This window comes from Plantibacter elymi (nom. nud.), assembly GCF_900177795.1.
Classification (GTDB): domain Bacteria; phylum Actinomycetota; class Actinomycetes; order Actinomycetales; family Microbacteriaceae; genus Plantibacter; species Plantibacter elymi.
In genome coordinates this window covers 150,011-167,436 of the sequence record NZ_FXWJ01000004.1, presented here as the reverse complement: position 1 = coordinate 167,436, position 17,426 = coordinate 150,011, and the positions used below count along the sequence as shown (strand labels likewise).

The window sequence follows — 17,426 nt, the reverse complement described above, 5'->3', positions numbered from 1 at the left end:
ACAGCCGGGCGAGGATCCGAATGTGGACGGGACGGCTCTGCCAGCGGGCTGTGGAGGGCGGTGCTGGAACGACGTCAGCCGGGGTGGCGGGCCGCCTCCGTGTGATCCCGCTCTCGCATCGCCCGGAGGTACCAGGCGGAGGGTGCCGCACGGAGTCGATGCGGAAGACGCGGCCAGACGACCCGCGCGACGGCGACCCGCCGCGCGAAGCGACGCTGCTGCCGCGGCGTCCAACGGAACCCGTAGGCGCTCCGCAAGCCGTCGGGCAGCAGTCCCGCAGTCACGAGCCGGACGAGCGGGAGCAGGCACCGGACGAGGAGGGGCGCCGCGCGCGCGGTCAGGAGCTCGACCGAGACGGCACGCGCCTCCGCGGTGACGTGGAGTCCCGTGACCCGGGCTGCGAAGTACTCGTCGAACGCGGCCCGGGTCGGAGGCCAACGGTCGGGCGGGAGCTGCAGGCTCGTCCCCACGATCGCGTACTCACGGTGCAGGCGCTCCCGCGACTCCTCGTCGAGCGCCCCGAACACGAGCTCGTAGACCTGGACGGCGGTGTCGTACAGCGTGGCCGCGACCCAGAGTTGCGCGTCGTGGTCGAACGCCGAGTACCCGGGAGCGGCCTCGCCCGGCGACGCACGGACCGGCGCGTGGGCGTGGTTCACCCGCCGGGCCGCGCTGCGCTGCTCGTCCGGCGTGCCGAGGGCGAGCGCGTAGACGAAGGTGAGGGTGGCGTGCAGCCGGTCGAGCGGACGGGAGCCGAAGTCGCTGTGCCGCGCCACCCCGGCGGCGACCGAGGGGTCCGCGATCTGGAGCAGGATGGCCCGTCCGGCACCGGCGACGAGGATGCCCTCGCGAGCGAGGTCCGCCATGCCGGTCATGGACCCGACCTTAGTCGTTCACTGTGAACGTCCGGTTGCGGCGCAGCGCTGGGGGTAGAGTCGTCACTGGCCCTTTTTCTCTCGCCGCCGAGATAACGCGCGGCCGAAAATCGCCACGACAATCACAGCAGAACGCGCGAAGCGCGGATGGGAATGACACGTGGATCTTTACGAGTATCAGGCACGAGACCTGTTCGAGCAGTACGAGGTGCCGGTCCTCGCCGGCATCATCGCCGACACCCCGGACGAGGTGCGGGCCGCGGCCGAGCGTCTCGGCGGCGTGGTCGTCGTGAAGGCGCAGGTGAAGGTCGGAGGCCGCGGCAAGGCCGGCGGCGTCAAGGTCGCCAAGACCCCCGACGAGGCCTACGAGGCGGCGAAGGCCATCCTCGGACTCGACATCAAGGGTCACGTCGTCAAGCGCGTGATGGTCGCGGCCGGCGCACGCATCGCCCAGGAGTTCTACTTCTCGGTGCTGCTCGACCGCGCCAACCGGTCCTACCTGTCGCTCACGAGCGTCGAGGGCGGCATGGAGATCGAGCAACTCGCGGTCGAGAAGCCCGAGGCGCTCGCGCGCATCGAGGTGAACCCGCTCACCGGTGTCGACAAGGCGGCCGCGGTCGAGATCGCCAAGGCTGCGAACTTCCCCGAGGAGCTCATCGACCAGGTCTCCGACGTCTTCGTGAAGCTCTACGACGTCTACAAGGGCGAGGACGCGACGCTCGTCGAGGTCAACCCGCTCGTCCTCACGGAGGAGGGGCGCATCGTCGCCCTCGACGGCAAGGTCTCGCTCGACGAGAACGCCGCCTTCCGTCACCCGAACCACGCCGAACTCGAAGACACCGCAGCCGAGGACCCCCTGGAGCTCAAGGCCAAGGAGAACGACCTCAACTACGTCAAGCTCGACGGTGAGGTCGGCATCATCGGCAACGGCGCTGGACTCGTCATGTCCACGCTCGACGTCGTCGCCTACGCGGGCGAGCAGCACGGCGGCGTGAAGCCGGCCAACTTCCTCGACATCGGCGGCGGCGCCTCGGCCGAGGTCATGGCCGCAGGCCTCGACGTCATCCTCGGCGACGCCCAGGTGAAGAGCGTGTTCGTCAACGTCTTCGGTGGCATCACCGCCTGCGACGCGGTCGCGAACGGCATCGTGAAGGCGCTCGAGATCCTCGGTGACGCAGCGACGAAGCCGCTCGTGGTCCGCCTCGACGGCAACAAGGTCGCGGAGGGCCGCGAGATCCTCGCCGCCGCCGCGCACCCGCTCATCACGCTCGCCGCAACCATGGACGAAGGCGCCGACAAGGCCGCCGAGCTGGCTTCGAAGTAAGGGATCGCACAAGCATGTCAATCTTCCTCAACAAGGACTCCAAGGTCATCGTCCAGGGCATCACGGGCGGCGAGGGCACCAAGCACACGGCGCTCATGCTGAAGGCCGGCACCCAGGTCGTCGGTGGCGTGAACGCTCGCAAGGCCGGCACGACCGTCACCCACGACGGCGGCGTCGAGCTGCCCGTGTTCGGCACGGTCGCCGAGGCCATCAAGGAGACCGGCGCAGACGTGTCGATCGCCTTCGTGCCCCCGGCATTCACCAAGGACGCGGTCATCGAGGCCATCGACGCCGAGATCCCGCTGCTCGTCATCATCACCGAGGGTGTGCCGGTCGGCGACTCCGCCGAGTTCTGGGCCTACGCCCAGTCGAAGGGCTCGAAGACCCGCATCATCGGCCCGAACTGCCCCGGCATCATCACGCCGGGGGAGTCGCTCGTGGGCATCACGCCTGCGAACATCGCCGGCAAGGGCCCCATCGGCCTCGTGTCGAAGTCGGGCACCCTCACGTACCAGATGATGTACGAGCTGCGCGAGATCGGGTTCTCGACGGCGATCGGCATCGGCGGCGACCCGATCATCGGCACGACGCACATCGACGCGCTCGCCGCGTTCGAGGCAGACCCCGAGACCAAGGCCATCGTCATGATCGGTGAGATCGGTGGCGACGCCGAGGAGCGTGCGGCCGACTTCATCAAGGCGAACGTCACGAAGCCGGTCGTCGGCTACGTCGCGGGCTTCACCGCGCCCGAGGGCAAGACGATGGGCCACGCCGGCGCGATCGTCTCGGGCTCCGCAGGCACCGCGCAGGCGAAGAAGGAGGCTCTCGAGGCCGCCGGCGTCAAGGTCGGCAAGACGCCGAGCGAGACCGCCGACCTCATGCGCGAGATCATCGCCTCGCTGTAACACCCGCAGCTCGACTACGACCACGACGCGGCGCCCGGTTCGGGCGTCGCGTCGTGGCGTTTCGGCCCACGCGCGCCGTGTGCCTGACCGTCCGCACGCGCGGCTCCAGGTAGGGTCGAAGGCGCATGAACCGTCTGACCGTCGCCCTCCTCGCCGCCCTCGATGCCACCCTCGCCGTGGCCATCGGCATCGGTGTCGCACTCGTCCCACTCCTCGCCCTGTGGGCCCTGCATTTCCAGTTGGACGTCGACCCGGCCGCGCTCTGGCGGGGGGCCGTCGACATCTGGGCGCTCGGCAACGGCTCGAGCATGCGCATCACCCTCGACACGGCCCTCGTCACCCAGCTCGGACTGCCCGCCGGGATGGAGCCGTTCCTCGTCTCCCTGGCGCCCCTCGCCTTCACGATCGGCACGGTCCTGTTCGGCCTGCGCACCGGAGCCCGCGCGGCACGCAGCACCTGGTGGCAGGGTGCCGTCGTGCTGTCGGTGCTCGTGTTCGCCCTGCTGTCCTTCCTCGTGACCCTCACCGCCCTCCACCCGGCGGTGCGTCCGTCGATCGTCCAGGGGACCCTCGCGCCGACCGTGCGCTTCGCAGGCGGGGTCGTGGTCGCCGCGCTGTGGGTCCGGTTCCGTGAGCAGGACGCGGCCGATCCGATCCTCGACGGACTCCGTGCGATGCGAGACCGGATGCCGGACGGGTCCTGGTCGATGGCCGTCGCGGCGCTGCGTGGTGGAGCACTCGCCGCCACCGGACTCGTGGCGGTCTCCGCGGTCCTGACCGCCATCCTCATCGCCGTCGGCTGCGGCGCCATCATCTCCCTGCACGAGAGCGCGCAGTTCGGTGTCCTGGGCGGTGCCATCGTCACCGGCGCCGAACTCCTGTACCTCCCGAACCTCGTGATCTGGGCGATGAGCTGGATCACCGGCGCGGGCTTCGCCATCGGGAGCGGTACGGCGATCTCGCCGATCGGCACGCTCGTCGGGCCCATGCCGGCCGTGCCGGTCCTCGGCGCCATCCCGACGGGGGAGAGCCCACTCGGTTTCGCGGTCCTCGTGGTCCCGGTCGTCATCGGATTCGCCGCCGCCGTGGTGCTGCGCCGTCGTCTGCTCGTCGACCTCGACGGGCGGGGTGGCCTCGCACGACTGGCGGTCGTCGGTCTCGGCGTCGGGGTCACCGCGGGCGTCATCGTCGGAGTCCTCGCTTCCCTCTCGGCGGGCGCGGCAGGCCCCGGTCGCCTCATCGAGGTCGGCCCGAACGGTTGGGCGACGGGCCTGTGGACCACGCTGACGGTCGGGATCGCGGCCGTGGTCGGCATGGCGGCCGGCCCGACGCATCTCGCCGAGGAGGACCGCCTCCCGGAGCTGCACGCCCAGCCGAGCGGCCGGGGTGCCCGCGACCGATAGGATGCTCTGGTGCTGTCACTCGTCGTGCTGATCTCCGGTGGCGGATCCAATCTCCGCGCCCTCCTCGAAGCCTCACGCGACGCGGATTTCCCCGCTCGCGTCATCGCCGTCGGTGCCGATCGGGAGGCTGACGGCCTCGCTCACGCCGAGGAGTTCGGCATCCCGTCGTTCACCGTCCCCTACTCGTCCTTCGACTCGCGGGCGGAATGGGGCGCAGCCCTCCTCGAGCAGATCCGGGTCTGGAACCCGGACGTCCTCGTCCTCAGCGGCCTCATGCGCCTCCTGCCACCCGTGGTCGTCGACGCCCTCTCGCCGCGCATCATCAACACGCACCCCGCGTACCTCCCCGAGTTCCCGGGGGCACACGGCGTCCGGGACGCGCTGGCGGCAGGCGCCTCGCAGACCGGTGCGTCGATCATCGTCGTCGACAACGGTGTCGACGCGGGCCCGATCATCTCGCAGGAGCGTGTCCCCGTCCTGCCCGACGACACGGAGCACAGCCTCCATGAGCGGATCAAGCCGGTGGAGCGTCGACTCCTCGTCCAGGCCGTCCGCGATCTCGCCACCGGAACCATCGACCTCGAGGCGCTCTCCACGGCGTCCCGCCCGCCAGCAGAAGGAGCACCCCAGTCATGAGCGGTCCCAGCCACGACCACAGCCTCTACCGCGAACGCGACCTCGTCTCCGTCCGCCGCGCGCTGATCTCGGTGAGCGACAAGACCGGGCTGCTCGAGCTCGCGGGAGCGCTCGCCGCAGCGGGCGTCGAGATCGTCTCCACCGGGTCCACCGCGGCGACCATCCGCGGTGCGGGCCACCCGGTGACCGACGTGTCCGAGGTCACCGGATTCCCCGAATCGCTCGACGGTCGGGTCAAGACCCTGCACCCCTCGGTGCACGCCGGACTCCTCGCCGACCTGCGGCTCGAATCCCACGAGGCCCAGCTCGCCGATCTCGGCATCGAGCCGTTCCAGCTCGTCGTCGTCAACCTGTACCCCTTCGTCGAGACGGTCGCGAGCGGCGCCGCGGGCGACGACGTCGTCGAGCAGATCGACATCGGTGGACCGGCGATGGTGCGCGCCTCGGCGAAGAACCACGCCAACGTCGCGATCGTCGTCTCTCCGGAACGCTACGGGCTGATCACCGAGGCCGTCGCCGCCGGCGGCACCACGCTCGCTCAGCGTCGCTCCCTCGCCGCGCAGGCCTTCGACCACACCGCCTCGTACGACGCGGCGGTGTCCGCGTGGTTCGCGAGCACGGAGACGACCGAAGCCGAGGCCTTCCCCGGCACGCTGACCGTCACGGGTCATCGCGAGGCGGTGCTTCGTTACGGCGAGAACTCGCACCAGGCCGCGGCGCTGTACGTCCGTCCGGGTGGTGCCGGGATCGCCCAGGCGACGCAGTTGCACGGCAAGGAGATGTCGTACAACAACTACGTCGACGCCGACGCGGCGGTCCGCGCGGCCTACGACTTCGCCAACCCCGCCGTCGCGATCATCAAGCACGCGAACCCGTGCGGTATCGCCTTCGCGAACCCGAAGGCACCCGACCCGATCGCCTCGGCCCACCGTCGGGCGCACGAGTGCGACCCGGTCTCCGCCTTCGGCGGCGTCATCGCCGCCAACCGCGTCGTGACCCTCGGTATGGCCGAGACGGTCAAGGAGATCTTCACCGAGGTACTCGTCGCCCCGGGCTTCGAGGATGCCGCGCTCGAGGTGCTCAAGACGAAGAAGAACCTGCGGCTCCTGCAGCTGCCGGAGGACTTCGTGCGCGAGGACCGCGAGGTCCGGCAGATCTCGGGTGGCCTGCTCTACCAGGACGCGGACCGCTTCGCCGACGACCCGCAGGACACCGCCAAGGGTTGGACGCTCGTCACGGGCGAACCGGCCGACGACGACACCCTGCTCGACCTCATCTTCGCGTGGAAGGCGTGCCGCTCGGTGAAGTCCAACGGCATCCTGCTCGCCAAGGGCAGTGCGAGCGTGGGTGTCGGCATGGGGCAGGTCAACCGCGTCGACTCCTGCCACCTCGCCGTGAGCCGGGCCGGTGACCGCGCCGCGGGTTCCGTCGCGGCCTCGGACGCCTTCTTCCCGTTCGCCGACGGCCTGCAGGTCCTGCTCGACGCCGGCGTGCGCGCGGTCGTGCAGCCCGGTGGTTCCGTCCGCGACGAAGAGGTCATCGCTGCGGCCGAAGCCGCCGGCGTGACCATGTACTTCACGGGGGAGCGTCACTTCTTCCACTAGGCAGTGCCGCCCGCCCCTGTGGGGGTTCTGGGCAGGCTCGTGGTGATCTCCCAGCGGCGTCGGGCCCTCGTGGCCCGACGCCGCTGTGTCGTTGGGCTACGGTTGTCGGATGACTGCCACCTGGAGCCGCAAGCTCATCGCATCCGCCGCCGCCGCCGTCGCGACCATCGTCGTGGGCTTCCTGGGGGTCATGTTCGTCACATTCGTCGGCTACCAGTTCGCCGGGACGATCTTCGCCCAGGCGAGCCCGTACTTCTTCGAGAGCACGATCATCACCTTCGTGCTGCTGCTGATCGTGGGTGTCGTCGGCCTCTACCGGTACCGGCTCCTCGCCTTGCTGGCGGGCGCCGCCCTCGCCGTCATCGGAGCGCTCCTCGGACTCGTCGTCCAGGTGGCGACGACGGGGCAGCCCATCGACAGCGCCGTGCTCGGCAGCATCGTCGCGACGCTCATCAGCCTCAACCTCGTCTTCGTGGTCGTCGTCGCGCTCTCCGCGGCATTCATCGGATACCCCGTGTACTGGATGGTCGTCCGCACGCAGGACGCCGTGCTCGACGACGGACGCCGCATCGCACTCGTGCGGATGCCCGCCTCCAACCTCGCCGAAGGCCTCGTGACGCACCTGGAGCGCACGCCGATCGACACCGAGCTCGCCGACAAGCAGTGGGACGCGTACGTCGCCGCCTTCGACGCCGCCGGCTGGGACACCACCGAGGTCTCCTGGGCCGACCAGCTCGCCGACTCCGTCTTCATCGAGGACGCCGTCATCGTGATCGGCGACGTCGCCGTGGTGACCCGACCGGGCGCAGAGAGCCGTCGCCCCGAGGTCGTCGCAGCCGAGACCACCGCCCGTGAGCTCGGCCTCCGGATCCACCGGATCGAGGGCGAGGGCACCCTCGAGGGAGGCGACGTCCTCCGGGTCGGCACGACCGTCTACGTCGGTCGCAGCGGCCGCACCAACGCCGAAGGCGTCCGACAGCTCCGAGCCATCCTCGCGCCGCTCGGGTTCGACGTCGTGGCGGTCCCCGTCACGACGGCCCTCCACCTGAAGTCGACGGTCACCGCGCTCCCCGACGGGACCGTGCTCGTCCACCCCGACCTCGTCGAGGACCCGTCCTTCTTCGGTCGCCACCTCGTCGTGCCCGAGCGCGAGGGCGTCGCTGTGGTCGAACTCGCGGAGGACACCGTGCTCATCTCCGCCGCCGCTCCCAAGACGGCTGCGCTGCTCGAGGACCGCGGCTACACCGTGGTCCAGGTGGACATCAGCGAGTTCGAGAAGCTCGAGGGCTGCGTGACCTGCCTGTCCGTGCGGGTCAGCTGAGCCGATCGTGGAGCAGCAGGCTGGAGCGCGCGGCGGTCGGGATCTGAGCCGGAGGACCGTCGCGCAGCGATTGGACATCCCGCTCGAGATGGCCAGACACCACGGGATCCCGCCGTTCTGGTCGGCGGACCAGCTGGCGGCGTTCCTGGCCGACCCGCCGGCCTGGTACGTGCAGTCCCGCGCGAACCGGACCGGGAAACGGCCGGTCTGGGTGGAGTTGCGGTGCGCGATCTGCGGCACGAGCGAGACGCTCCGCCCGAAGAAGTGGTGGCCCGAGTTCTCGATGGTGAGCTGTTCCTGGCACGGCGCCGACGAGCTGCCGCCGGTGCCCGAGGGAGCGCGTCGGCGCGAGGTCGACGGCATCGGAGCCTTCGTCGGCATCGTCGACGAACCGACCTCCTGACGACGAGCGCACCCGGTCCGGTGCGTGCAACCGCATGGATCCCTTGCAGCCTGGTGGTCGGTTCCCATAGTCTGGTCTGCTGCGCCGAACCGCGTTCACCGTGATCGGTCGCCGCCCGCGTTCGAGTGCGACCTGTGCATCCGGCCCGCGGCTCTCGCCCCACAGGATGAGGAGGATGCCATGACGCTCTCGAACCACACCGCGCTCGCGCCGACGGTCGATCGTGCCCGCTCCGCCTCGAGCCGCCGCCCTGTGGCCGTCCCGGCGCCAGCCGGACGCGCCGCCGCAGCGGACGCCGACGCGTAGCACGAGCGCCAGGCAGTCCATCTCACCATCCGTCCGGCCTCGTCCGGGCCCGTCACCGGATGCTGCGACCTCGCACAGCGACCTCGCCGTCCGGCAGCTCCACGACCATCATTCCGTCGGTGATCGACGTCACCGACGCTCTCGCAAGGAATCCCCGCAATGACTCCGCTCGGCGATGAACGCCGTCCTGTCCAACCGCGCCAGAGCACCTTCCGTGCCCTGATGCGGATCTACCCGTTCGCGAAGACCGCCATGCCGCGGATCGTGCTCGGCATGGTCGCCGCGCTCGTCGCCGGCCTGGTGGCGCTCGCGATCCCGCTCGTGCTGCAAGCCCTCGTCGACGGTCCGCTCTCGACCGGCGACTCCTCGCAGATCTGGCCGGCGGTGCTCGTGGTCCTCGCCCTCGGCGTCCTCGAGGCGGTCATGATCGCGCTGCGCCGCTGGTTCGTCCTCACCCCCGGGACGCATGTCGAGGCGCGGATGCGCAACGCGCTGTTCGCCAAACTGCAGGACCTCCCCGTGACCTTCCACGACCGCTGGCAGAGCGGGCAGCTGCTCTCCCGCGCCGTCAGCGACCTCGGACTCATCCGCCGGTGGATCTCGTTCGGCTTCGTCCTCTTGATCGTCAACGGCGTCACGATCGTCATCGGTGCCGTCATCCTGTTCACCTGGAACTGGCTGCTCGGACTCATCTTCATCGCGCTCGCCATCCCCGTGTGGGTGTTCGGGTTCACCTTCGAGGGGCGGTACTCGGTGATCGCCCGGCGCAGCCAGGATCAGGCCGGTGACCTGGCGACCGCCGTCGAGGAGTCCGTCCACGGCATCCGCGTGCTCAAAGCGTTCGGTCGAGGCAAGCACGCCCTGCGGAGCTTCGCGTCGCGCGCCGAGGACCTGCGGGGCACCGAGATCGAGAAGGCGAAGGCCATCGCGGGGATCTGGTTCTGGCTCGTCCTGTTGCCGGACGTCGCCTTCGCGCTCTGCCTGTTGGCGGGCGTCTGGCTCGCGTCGATCGGTGAACTCACCGTCGGTCAGCTGTTCGCCTTCTTCGCGACGGCCACGATCCTGCGGTTCCCGATCGAGTCGATCGGCTTCCTGCTCGCGATGACCTTCGACACCCGGACGGCGACCGACCGGTATTTCGAGGTCATCGACTCGGTCAACACGATCACCGACCCCGAGCACCCCGAGCGCATCCGTGAACCGCGTGGTGAGCTCGTGTTCGAGGACGTGCACTTCCGCTACCAGGACGCCCCCGACGGCTACGCGGACGTGGTGAACGGCGTCGACCTCCGGCTCGAGCCAGGGGAGACCATGGCACTCGTCGGTCTGACGGGCTCCGGGAAGTCGACCATCACGGCACTGACCACCCGCCTGTACGACGTCACGGGCGGGCGGATCCTGCTCGACGGGGTCGACATCCGGGCGCTCACGCGGGAGGACCTGCGCCGGCACATCGCGATGGCGTTCGAGGATGCGACCCTCTTCTCGGCGAGCGTCAAGGAGAACGTCCTCCTCGGGCGGGACGACATCGACCTCGACTCCGCGGAGGCCGATCGGATCCTGCGCGAGGCGCTCGACATCGCCCAGGCCGGGTTCGTCGACGAACTGCCGAACGGCGTCGAGACGATGGTCGGTGAAGAGGGGCTCAGCCTGTCCGGTGGGCAGCGTCAGCGGCTCGCACTCGCCCGCGCGGTGGCCGCGCGGCCGGAGGTGCTGGTGCTGGACGACCCGTTGTCGGCGCTCGACGTCGACACCGAGGCGCTCGTCGAAGCGGCGCTCCGCCGAGTGCTCGCCTCGACCACGGCCCTCATCGTCGCCCACCGACCGAGCACCGTCACCCTCGCGGACCGCGTCGCCCTCCTGGAGGACGGCCGCATCACCGCGGTGGGTCGCCACACCGAGCTGCTGCAGCACAACGCCCATTACCGCTACGTGATCTCGAGTCTGGAAGACGACGAACGAGAGTCCAACCGCCAGGAGGTGAACCTGTGACCCCGCCGACGACCGTCCACGGAGTGGAGGGTGAGGAGCGCGACGACCTCACCCGTGACGAGTCCGCGCACATCCGGCGCCGTTCGCTGCGACTGCTCGGATCGCTGCTCGCGCCCCTGCGCCTGCGCGTCATCGCCGCCATGACCATCGTCGTGGTGTCGACCGCGGCCCAGGTCGCCGGGCCCGCGCTGATCGCCCTCGGCATCGACCGCGCCCTGCCGGCCGTCCTGGAACGCGCCGACTGGATGCCGGCCTTCCTCGTGGTCGGCGCGTACCTGCTGACGGGTGCCCTCGGAGCGACGCTCATCTCCTGGTACACCGTGCTCGCCGCACGGATCAGCCAGGCGATCCTGATCGACCTCCGGAAGCGCGTGTTCCTGCAGACGCAGCGGCTCAGCCTCGACTTCCACGAGAGCTACACCTCGGGTCGCATCATCTCCCGGCAGACGAGCGACCTCGACTCCATCCGCGAACTGCTCGACTCCGGCATCAACCAGCTCGTGTCCGGCGTGCTGTACATGGGGTTCACCGCGGTGGCCCTCGTCCTCGTGGACTGGGTCAGCGGTCTGGTGCTGCTCGGATCGCTCATCCCGTTGTTCGTGCTCACCCGCTGGTTCCAGCTCCGCTCGCAGCGGATGTTCCGCGAGTCGCGGGTCCGCTCGGCGAAGCTCATCGTGTTCTTCGTGGAGGCGATGACCGGCATCCGTGCCGTGAAGGCGTTCCGGAAGGAGCGGCGGAACGAGCGCGCGTTCGGCGAGCTCGTGGAGCAGTACCGCGACACCAACGCCCGGGTCATCCAGCTGTTCGGGGTGTTCGATCCCGGACTGGTGTTCATCGGCAACGTCTCCGTCGCCGTGGTGCTCCTCGTCGGCGGATTCCGGGTCGCGGACGGACAGCTCGCGATCGGAGCGCTGCTCGCGGCGCTCCTCTACACGCGTCGGTTCTTCGACCCGATGGAGGAGATGGCGATGTTCTACAACTCCTACCAGTCGGCCGCTGCGGCGCTCGAGAAGATCTCCGGCGTGCTCGAGGAGCGTCCCGGAGTGCCCGATCCGGTCGCGCCGGTCGACCTGTGGACGTCTCAGGGGCGGATCACCTTCGACGACGTGACGTTCGCGTACGCCGCCGATCGGGTGGTCCTCCCGAAGTTCGACCTCGAGATCCCGGCCGGGCAGACCATCGCGCTCGTCGGCACGACCGGAGCGGGCAAGTCGACGCTCGCGAAGCTCATCAGCCGGTTCTACGACCCGACCGACGGTGCGGTGCGCCTCGACGGCATCGACCTGCGTGACCTGCACCCGAAGGACCTCCGTCGGGCGATCGTCATGGTGACGCAGGAGGCCTACCTGTTCTCCGGCTCGGTCGCCGACAACATCGCGTTGGGTAAGCCCGATGCGACGATCGAGGAGATCACGGCTGCCGCGAAGGCCGTCGGTGCGCACGCCTTCATCGAGGCGTTGCCGAACGGCTACGACACCGACGTGAACAAGCGCGGTGGTCGGGTCTCGGCCGGTCAGCGGCAGCTCCTGTCGTTCGCGCGGGCGTTCCTCGCGGATCCGGCCGTGTTGATCCTCGACGAGGCGACCGCCTCGCTCGACATCCCGAGCGAGCGACTCGTCCAGGAGGCGCTGCAGACCCTGCTCGCGGACCGCACCGCGATCATCATCGCGCACCGGCTGTCGACCGTCGCGATCGCCGACCGGGTGCTCGTGATGGAGCATGGCCGGGTGATCGAGGACGGCGCGCCCGCGGAGCTCATCGGCGGGACGGGGCGGTTCGCCGCGATGCACGCGGCCTGGCGGTCCTCGGTCGGCTGACCCCGACCGCGCAGGCGTGCCCACGGGGTCCTCCGGTGACGGACTGACCCCGTGGGCACTACACCTCGTCTCGTCGACCTGCCACAATGAGCGGATGACCAGTCTGGAACCGCGTTCGCTGCGTGTCGCCGTCGCGGACGACGCGGTGCTCCTCCGTGAGGGTGTCGCGCAGATCCTCAAGGCGGGTGGTCACGACGTGGTCGGCTCGTTCGGTTCGGCGGTCGACCTGGTCGATCGCATCGACGCGGGCCTGCAGCTCGACGCCGTCGTGCTCGACATCCGGATGCCGCCCACCCACACCGACGAGGGCATCGTCGCCCTCGAGCAGTTGCGGGCGTCGGGATTCGCTGCAGGGGTGCTCCTGCTGAGCACCTACGCCGTGCCGTCCTATGCGGTCCGCGCGCTCGGCTCCGGTGGAGGCACCGGTTACCTGCTGAAGGATCGCGTCGCCGACTCCGGGACGCTCGTCGACGCCGTGGAGCGCGTGGCGGCAGGCGAGTCCGTGGTGGATCCCGAGGTCGTCTCCCTCCTCGTCGCGGAGCGGACCCGGTCCGACGGTCTCGACCACCTCACGGAGCGGGAACGCGAAGTCCTCACACTCATGGCCGAGGGGCGGTCGAACTCCGGCATCGCGAAGGCGCTGGTCGTCAGTCTGAAGACCGTCGAAGCACACATCAGCCGCATCCTGGCCAAGCTCGGACTCGAGGACTCATCGGCGGACCACCGCCGCGTCCTCGCGGTCGTGCGATGGCTGGAACACACGGATGGCTGACGGTCGCCCACACGGACGGGCGACATCGCTGCCGATCCCGGCACCGGCCGGCCGCGGTCGACTGCCGTGGCCGCTGCGACTCGGCATCCTGCTCGCCGCTGCACTCGTGTGCGCCCTGTCGGTCGTGTTCGGCGTCGTCCAGCCGGGCGTCGCCGACGGCAACAGTCTGCCCTGGTTGGTGGGCCACCTCGCGGCGCTGGTGGCGGCAGGGCTGATCTGGTGGCTGGCTCCGACGGCCACTCCGGGCTGGGTGATCGTCGGGTACGCACTGGCCGAGACGGCCTACATGTGGGCCTACGGCGTCGACGCGGGCTGGCTCTGGCCGCTCCTCATGTCGATCTCCGTGCTCCCGGGGGTCGCACTGGTGTGGCTCGCGCTGGCCTTCCCCGCCGGGCGGCTGCGGCGCGGCTTCGATCGGCGGCTGGTCATCACCGCCTCGGTCTACCTCGTCACCTATGCGATCGTGACCCTTCTGGTGACGCCGAACCACGTGCTCGACGCGAGTCACGAGCGGAGTCGGTACGCCGTCCTCGCCACCGGAGACGTCGCCGACGTGCTCGGTCGGGTCCACGCGGGTGTCATGGGGGCCTTCGCGGTCGTGGTCGCAGGTGTCGTGCTCCTGCGATGGGCGCGGAGCAGCGGAGCGGCCAGACAGGTGGCCTTCATCATGCCGGTCGCGTTCGTGTTGTGGCTCGTCATCGGCGTGGCCTGGTCTCTCGTCCGCCTGGGGGGATGGCCGGAGCACCTCAGCCTCGTCGTCGAGGACCTCAACGCGTTCTCGGTGGTGCTCGTTCCTGCCGCGTACGCGACGGGTCTCATCCGGATGCGGGCGATCCGCTCCAGGGCCGTCGACCTCGTGCAGACCGGACGGCTGAGCGAGACCGGCCACGACCGCTGGGACGGTGCCGTGAAGACCGTCCTCGGGGACCGCACCGCCCGGCTCGTCTGGCCGGGATCGCAGCGGACCACCGACCGGGACCCACGCGGTCGGGCGATGTCGAGCGTCGGCGATGCGGACGCGCCGCTCGTGTACATCGAGCACGATGCGGCTCTGCTCGACAATCCGCAGTTGCTCCGGTCGGTGTCGGCGTCACTGCGCATCATGATCGACAACGAACGACTCACCGCTGAACTCCGCCACTCGTTGCGCGAGGTGAGTCGCTCGCGGTTGCGCATCGTGCAGGCGGCCGACGAAGCGCGCCGACGGGCGGAGCGCGACCTGCACGACGGCTCGCAGCAGCAGTTGTTCTCCGTCGCGCTGCGGCTCCGGATGGCGAGCGACGCGGCACGCGCCGACGGCCAACTCGCCCTGGCCGACGGCCTCGAGACCACCATCGATCAACTCGCGAGCGCCATCAAGGAGCTCCGCGAGCTCGCCCGAGGACTGCATCCGGCGCTCCTGGCCGAGGGGGGACTGGTGCCGGCGATCGCCGAACTCGGGCGCCGGTGCACCGTCGTCACCAAGGTCGCCGTCGAGCTGCGCGAGCGGCCCGGGCAGCTCATCGAGGCGACCGTCTACTACGTCGTCTCGGAGTGCCTGGCCAACGTCACGAAGTACTCCGGGGCGTCCAGCTGCGAGGTGGTCGTCTCCGACGACCCCGACGGCGGGCTCCGGGTCGTGGTTGCGGACGACGGTGTGGGCGGCGCCGACCCCGCGCGGGGGAGTGGGTTGCGCGGTCTCGCGGACCGGGTCGACGCCGTCGGCGGGACGATGCGCGTCGAGAGCCCGGTCGGCGCCGGGACGGTCGTCTCGATCCATCTTCCCGGCTGATCGGGCGCGAACCCGGTCAGTACAGCAGCGCCTCGCGGCCCAGGCGGTACCGCCCGCCGCTCATCGGGACGATCGGTGTGCCCTCGGCCTCGTAGTGCTCCAGCGCGCGATCCTCGTGCCCCGCCGGGGGGAGACCGCCCGAACGGACGACCCGCCACCAGGGCACGGCGTGCCCGTACTGCGCCATCACGCGACCGACGCCGCGCGCAGACTTCGAACCGATGATCGATGCGACCTGGCCGTAGCTCAGGGCGCAACCCTCGGGGATGTCGGCGACGACGGCCAGTACGGCCTCGGCGAACGCCTCAGCCGAGTCCGTCGGTGACGACCCGCTCACGGCCTCAGAGACTGATGCTGCCGATGGTCTCGCCGTACTGGGTCTCGCCGACGGGGGTGAACCCGACGCGGAGGAAGAACGCCTCGGGACCGGGGTCGCCGGGCTCGTAGATGACGTTCACGTGGTCGAAGCCGCGCTTCCGCGCCTCGTCGATGAGGGACTTGACCGCGAACCGGCCGACACCGCGCCCCTGGTCGTCCGCGTCGACGTTGATCCGCCAGAGGGCGGAACGGAACTCCTCCTGCAACGACTCGTGGTCGAAGTTGGCGGAGACGAAGCCGACGACCTCGTCACCGTCGAGGACGACGCGCTGCCAGGAGGTGGCGGGGTTCACGACCGCGGCCGCCACCGCATAGGACACCGGGGCGATGAACTGTTCCTGCCCGGGTTTCATGGTGAGCGCGTTGACCGCCACGATCGTCGATGCGGACAGTTCTTCCAGACGCAGCTCAGCCATGTCCTTAGGCTAACCGGTCGAGCCGACCGCGGATAGTCCGGCCCCGGGGCGACACGCGGTGACCGCCGACTTCCACGGCCGACCCACAGCTGAGGTCGGGGACGGAACCAGGCCATCCGCAACTGTCTCGATGTCAAGAGACCTGGCAGGTCTTGTAAGCTAGGGCGTGGCCGTGCCGTCCACCTTTCGGATGCGGTCTCCTCCATGCCATGCGGAGCACTCCACCGCGTGCGCACCTCCGTAGGCCGCTCGGCTCAGGGCGGCATCAGAAAGGACAACCAGTGTCGAAGATCAAGGTCGAAGGCACCGTCGTCGAACTCGACGGCGATGAGATGACTCGCATCATCTGGCAGTTCATCAAGGACTCGCTCATCCACCCCTACCTCGATGTGAACCTCGAGTACTACGACCTCGGCATCGAGAAGCGTGACGAGACGGACGACCAGATCACGATCGACGCCGCACACGCCATCCAGAAGCACGGCGTCGGCGTCAAGTGCGCGACCATCACCCCCGACGAGGCCCGTGTCGAGGAGTTCGGACTCAAGAAGATGTGGCGGAGCCCGAACGGCACCATCCGCAACATCCTCGGCGGCGTCATCTTCCGCGAGCCCATCATCATCTCGAACATCCCGCGTCTCGTGCCCGGGTGGAACAAGCCGATCATCATCGGCCGCCACGCGTTCGGCGACCAGTACCGCGCGACCGACTTCCTGTTCAAGGGCGAGGGCAAGCTCACGGTCGAGTTCACGCCCGACGACGGCTCCGAGCCGCAGAAGTTCGAGGTCTTCCAGTCGCCCGGCGACGGCATCGCACAGGTGCAGTACAACCTCGACGCCTCGATCCGCGACTTCGCGCGTGCCAGCCTCAACTACGGCTTGAACCGCAACTACCCGGTGTACCTCTCCACGAAGAACACCATCCTCAAGGCCTACGACGGCCGGTTCAAGGACATCTTCCAGGAGATCTTCGACGCGGAGTTCAAGGAGCAGTTCGAGGCTGCCGGCATCACCTACGAGCACCGACTCATCGACGACATGGTCGCCTCGGCCATGAAGTGGGAGGGCGGTTACGTCTGGGCCTGCAAGAACTACGACGGCGACGTGCAGTCCGACACCGTGGCGCAGGGCTTCGGCTCGCTCGGTCTCATGACGAGCGTGCTGGCCACGCCCGACGGCAAGATCGTGGAGGCTGAGGCCGCACACGGCACCGTCACGCGCCACTACCGCCAGCACCAGCAGGGCAAGCCCACGTCGACGAACCCGATCGCCTCGATCTTCGCGTGGACTCGTGGCCTGCAGCACCGAGGCGTGCTCGACGGCAACCAGGAGCTCATCGAGTTCGCGGCGACCCTCGAGGACGTCGTCATCAAGACGGTCGAGTCCGGCGCCATGACGAAGGACCTCGCGCTCCTCGTCGGACCCGACCAGGCCTACCAGACGACCGAGGAGTTCCTCGAGACCATCTCGGCGAACCTCAAGGCGCGCCTGGCCTGATGACGTC

16 protein-coding genes are annotated in these 17,426 nt (G+C 69.6%); 13 read left to right on the top strand and 3 right to left on the bottom strand.

Features of this window, described 5'->3' with window-relative positions:
• Window positions 1-74: 74 nt before the first annotated feature.
• On the bottom strand, window positions 75-875 hold the full coding sequence (locus tag CCK91_RS13330) for an oxygenase MpaB family protein (RefSeq protein WP_086474442.1): 801 nt from the start codon (window positions 873-875) through the stop codon (window positions 75-77).
• A gap of 160 nt (window positions 876-1,035) precedes the next feature.
• On the opposite strand from CCK91_RS13330, the gene sucC reads away from it, so the two are divergent.
• The 12 genes from sucC (at window position 1,036) to CCK91_RS13275 (ending at window position 15,129) form a co-directional block, all read left to right on the top strand.
• A complete protein-coding gene (gene sucC, locus CCK91_RS13325) occupies window positions 1,036-2,199 on the top strand; it encodes an ADP-forming succinate--CoA ligase subunit beta (protein ID WP_086474441.1) in 1,164 nt (387 codons plus the stop codon).
• A gap of 14 nt (window positions 2,200-2,213) precedes the next feature.
• Window positions 2,214-3,104 (top strand): succinate--CoA ligase subunit alpha, encoded by an 891-nt coding sequence (gene sucD, locus CCK91_RS13320; RefSeq protein WP_064296653.1) that lies wholly within the window; start codon window positions 2,214-2,216, stop codon window positions 3,102-3,104.
• Window positions 3,105-3,229: 125 nt separating this feature from the next.
• Complete coding sequence (locus CCK91_RS13315) at window positions 3,230-4,507, top strand: cell division protein PerM (protein ID WP_086474440.1); 1,278 nt, start codon at window positions 3,230-3,232, stop codon at window positions 4,505-4,507.
• A 9-nt stretch (window positions 4,508-4,516) separates the two neighbouring features.
• Window positions 4,517-5,143, top strand: a complete 627-nt coding sequence (purN, locus tag CCK91_RS13310) for a phosphoribosylglycinamide formyltransferase (protein WP_064296651.1) — start codon at window positions 4,517-4,519, stop codon at window positions 5,141-5,143.
• Entirely contained in the window at window positions 5,140-6,747 is a 1,608-nt protein-coding gene (purH, locus tag CCK91_RS13305) for a bifunctional phosphoribosylaminoimidazolecarboxamide formyltransferase/IMP cyclohydrolase (protein ID WP_086474439.1), read from the top strand. The genes purN and purH overlap by 4 nt, the downstream gene beginning before the upstream one ends.
• A 109-nt stretch (window positions 6,748-6,856) precedes the next feature.
• Window positions 6,857-8,068, top strand: a complete 1,212-nt coding sequence (gene ddaH, locus CCK91_RS13300; protein ID WP_086474438.1) for a dimethylargininase — start codon at window positions 6,857-6,859, stop codon at window positions 8,066-8,068.
• A gap of 88 nt (window positions 8,069-8,156) precedes the next feature.
• The gene (locus tag CCK91_RS13295; RefSeq protein WP_086474697.1) at window positions 8,157-8,471 is read left to right on the top strand and encodes a hypothetical protein; all 315 of its coding nucleotides are present in this window, start codon (window positions 8,157-8,159) and stop codon (window positions 8,469-8,471) included.
• A gap of 180 nt (window positions 8,472-8,651) precedes the next feature.
• Window positions 8,652-8,777, top strand: coding sequence for a hypothetical protein (locus CCK91_RS20050; protein WP_255376697.1), 126 nt, complete (start codon window positions 8,652-8,654; stop codon window positions 8,775-8,777).
• 159 nt (window positions 8,778-8,936) lie between these two features.
• Window positions 8,937-10,769, top strand: coding sequence for an ABC transporter ATP-binding protein (locus CCK91_RS13290; RefSeq protein ID WP_086474437.1), 1,833 nt, complete (start codon window positions 8,937-8,939; stop codon window positions 10,767-10,769).
• Complete coding sequence (locus tag CCK91_RS13285) at window positions 10,766-12,586, top strand: ABC transporter ATP-binding protein (RefSeq protein ID WP_086474436.1); 1,821 nt, start codon at window positions 10,766-10,768, stop codon at window positions 12,584-12,586. The genes CCK91_RS13290 and CCK91_RS13285 overlap by 4 nt, the downstream gene beginning before the upstream one ends.
• Before the next feature lie 94 nt (window positions 12,587-12,680).
• On the top strand, window positions 12,681-13,358 hold the full coding sequence (locus CCK91_RS13280) for a LuxR C-terminal-related transcriptional regulator (RefSeq protein WP_086474435.1): 678 nt from the start codon (window positions 12,681-12,683) through the stop codon (window positions 13,356-13,358).
• Window positions 13,351-15,129: a sensor histidine kinase gene (locus CCK91_RS13275; RefSeq protein WP_086474434.1), complete on the top strand. Its 1,779-nt coding sequence runs from the start codon at window positions 13,351-13,353 to the stop codon at window positions 15,127-15,129. The genes CCK91_RS13280 and CCK91_RS13275 overlap by 8 nt, the downstream gene beginning before the upstream one ends.
• Before the next feature lie 16 nt (window positions 15,130-15,145).
• Here CCK91_RS13275 and CCK91_RS13270 read toward each other — a convergent pair whose 3' ends face one another.
• Together CCK91_RS13270 and CCK91_RS13265 are read right to left on the bottom strand one after the other, a co-directional pair.
• Complete coding sequence (locus CCK91_RS13270; RefSeq protein ID WP_086474433.1) at window positions 15,146-15,466, bottom strand: MGMT family protein; 321 nt, start codon at window positions 15,464-15,466, stop codon at window positions 15,146-15,148.
• A gap of 4 nt (window positions 15,467-15,470) precedes the next feature.
• Window positions 15,471-15,923, bottom strand: a complete 453-nt coding sequence (locus tag CCK91_RS13265) for a GNAT family N-acetyltransferase (protein ID WP_086474432.1) — start codon at window positions 15,921-15,923, stop codon at window positions 15,471-15,473.
• Window positions 15,924-16,204: 281 nt separating this feature from the next.
• On the opposite strand from CCK91_RS13265, the gene CCK91_RS13260 reads away from it, so the two are divergent.
• Window positions 16,205-17,419, top strand: coding sequence for an NADP-dependent isocitrate dehydrogenase (locus tag CCK91_RS13260; RefSeq protein ID WP_079705296.1), 1,215 nt, complete (start codon window positions 16,205-16,207; stop codon window positions 17,417-17,419).
• The last annotated feature ends 7 nt before the right edge of the window (window positions 17,420-17,426 follow it).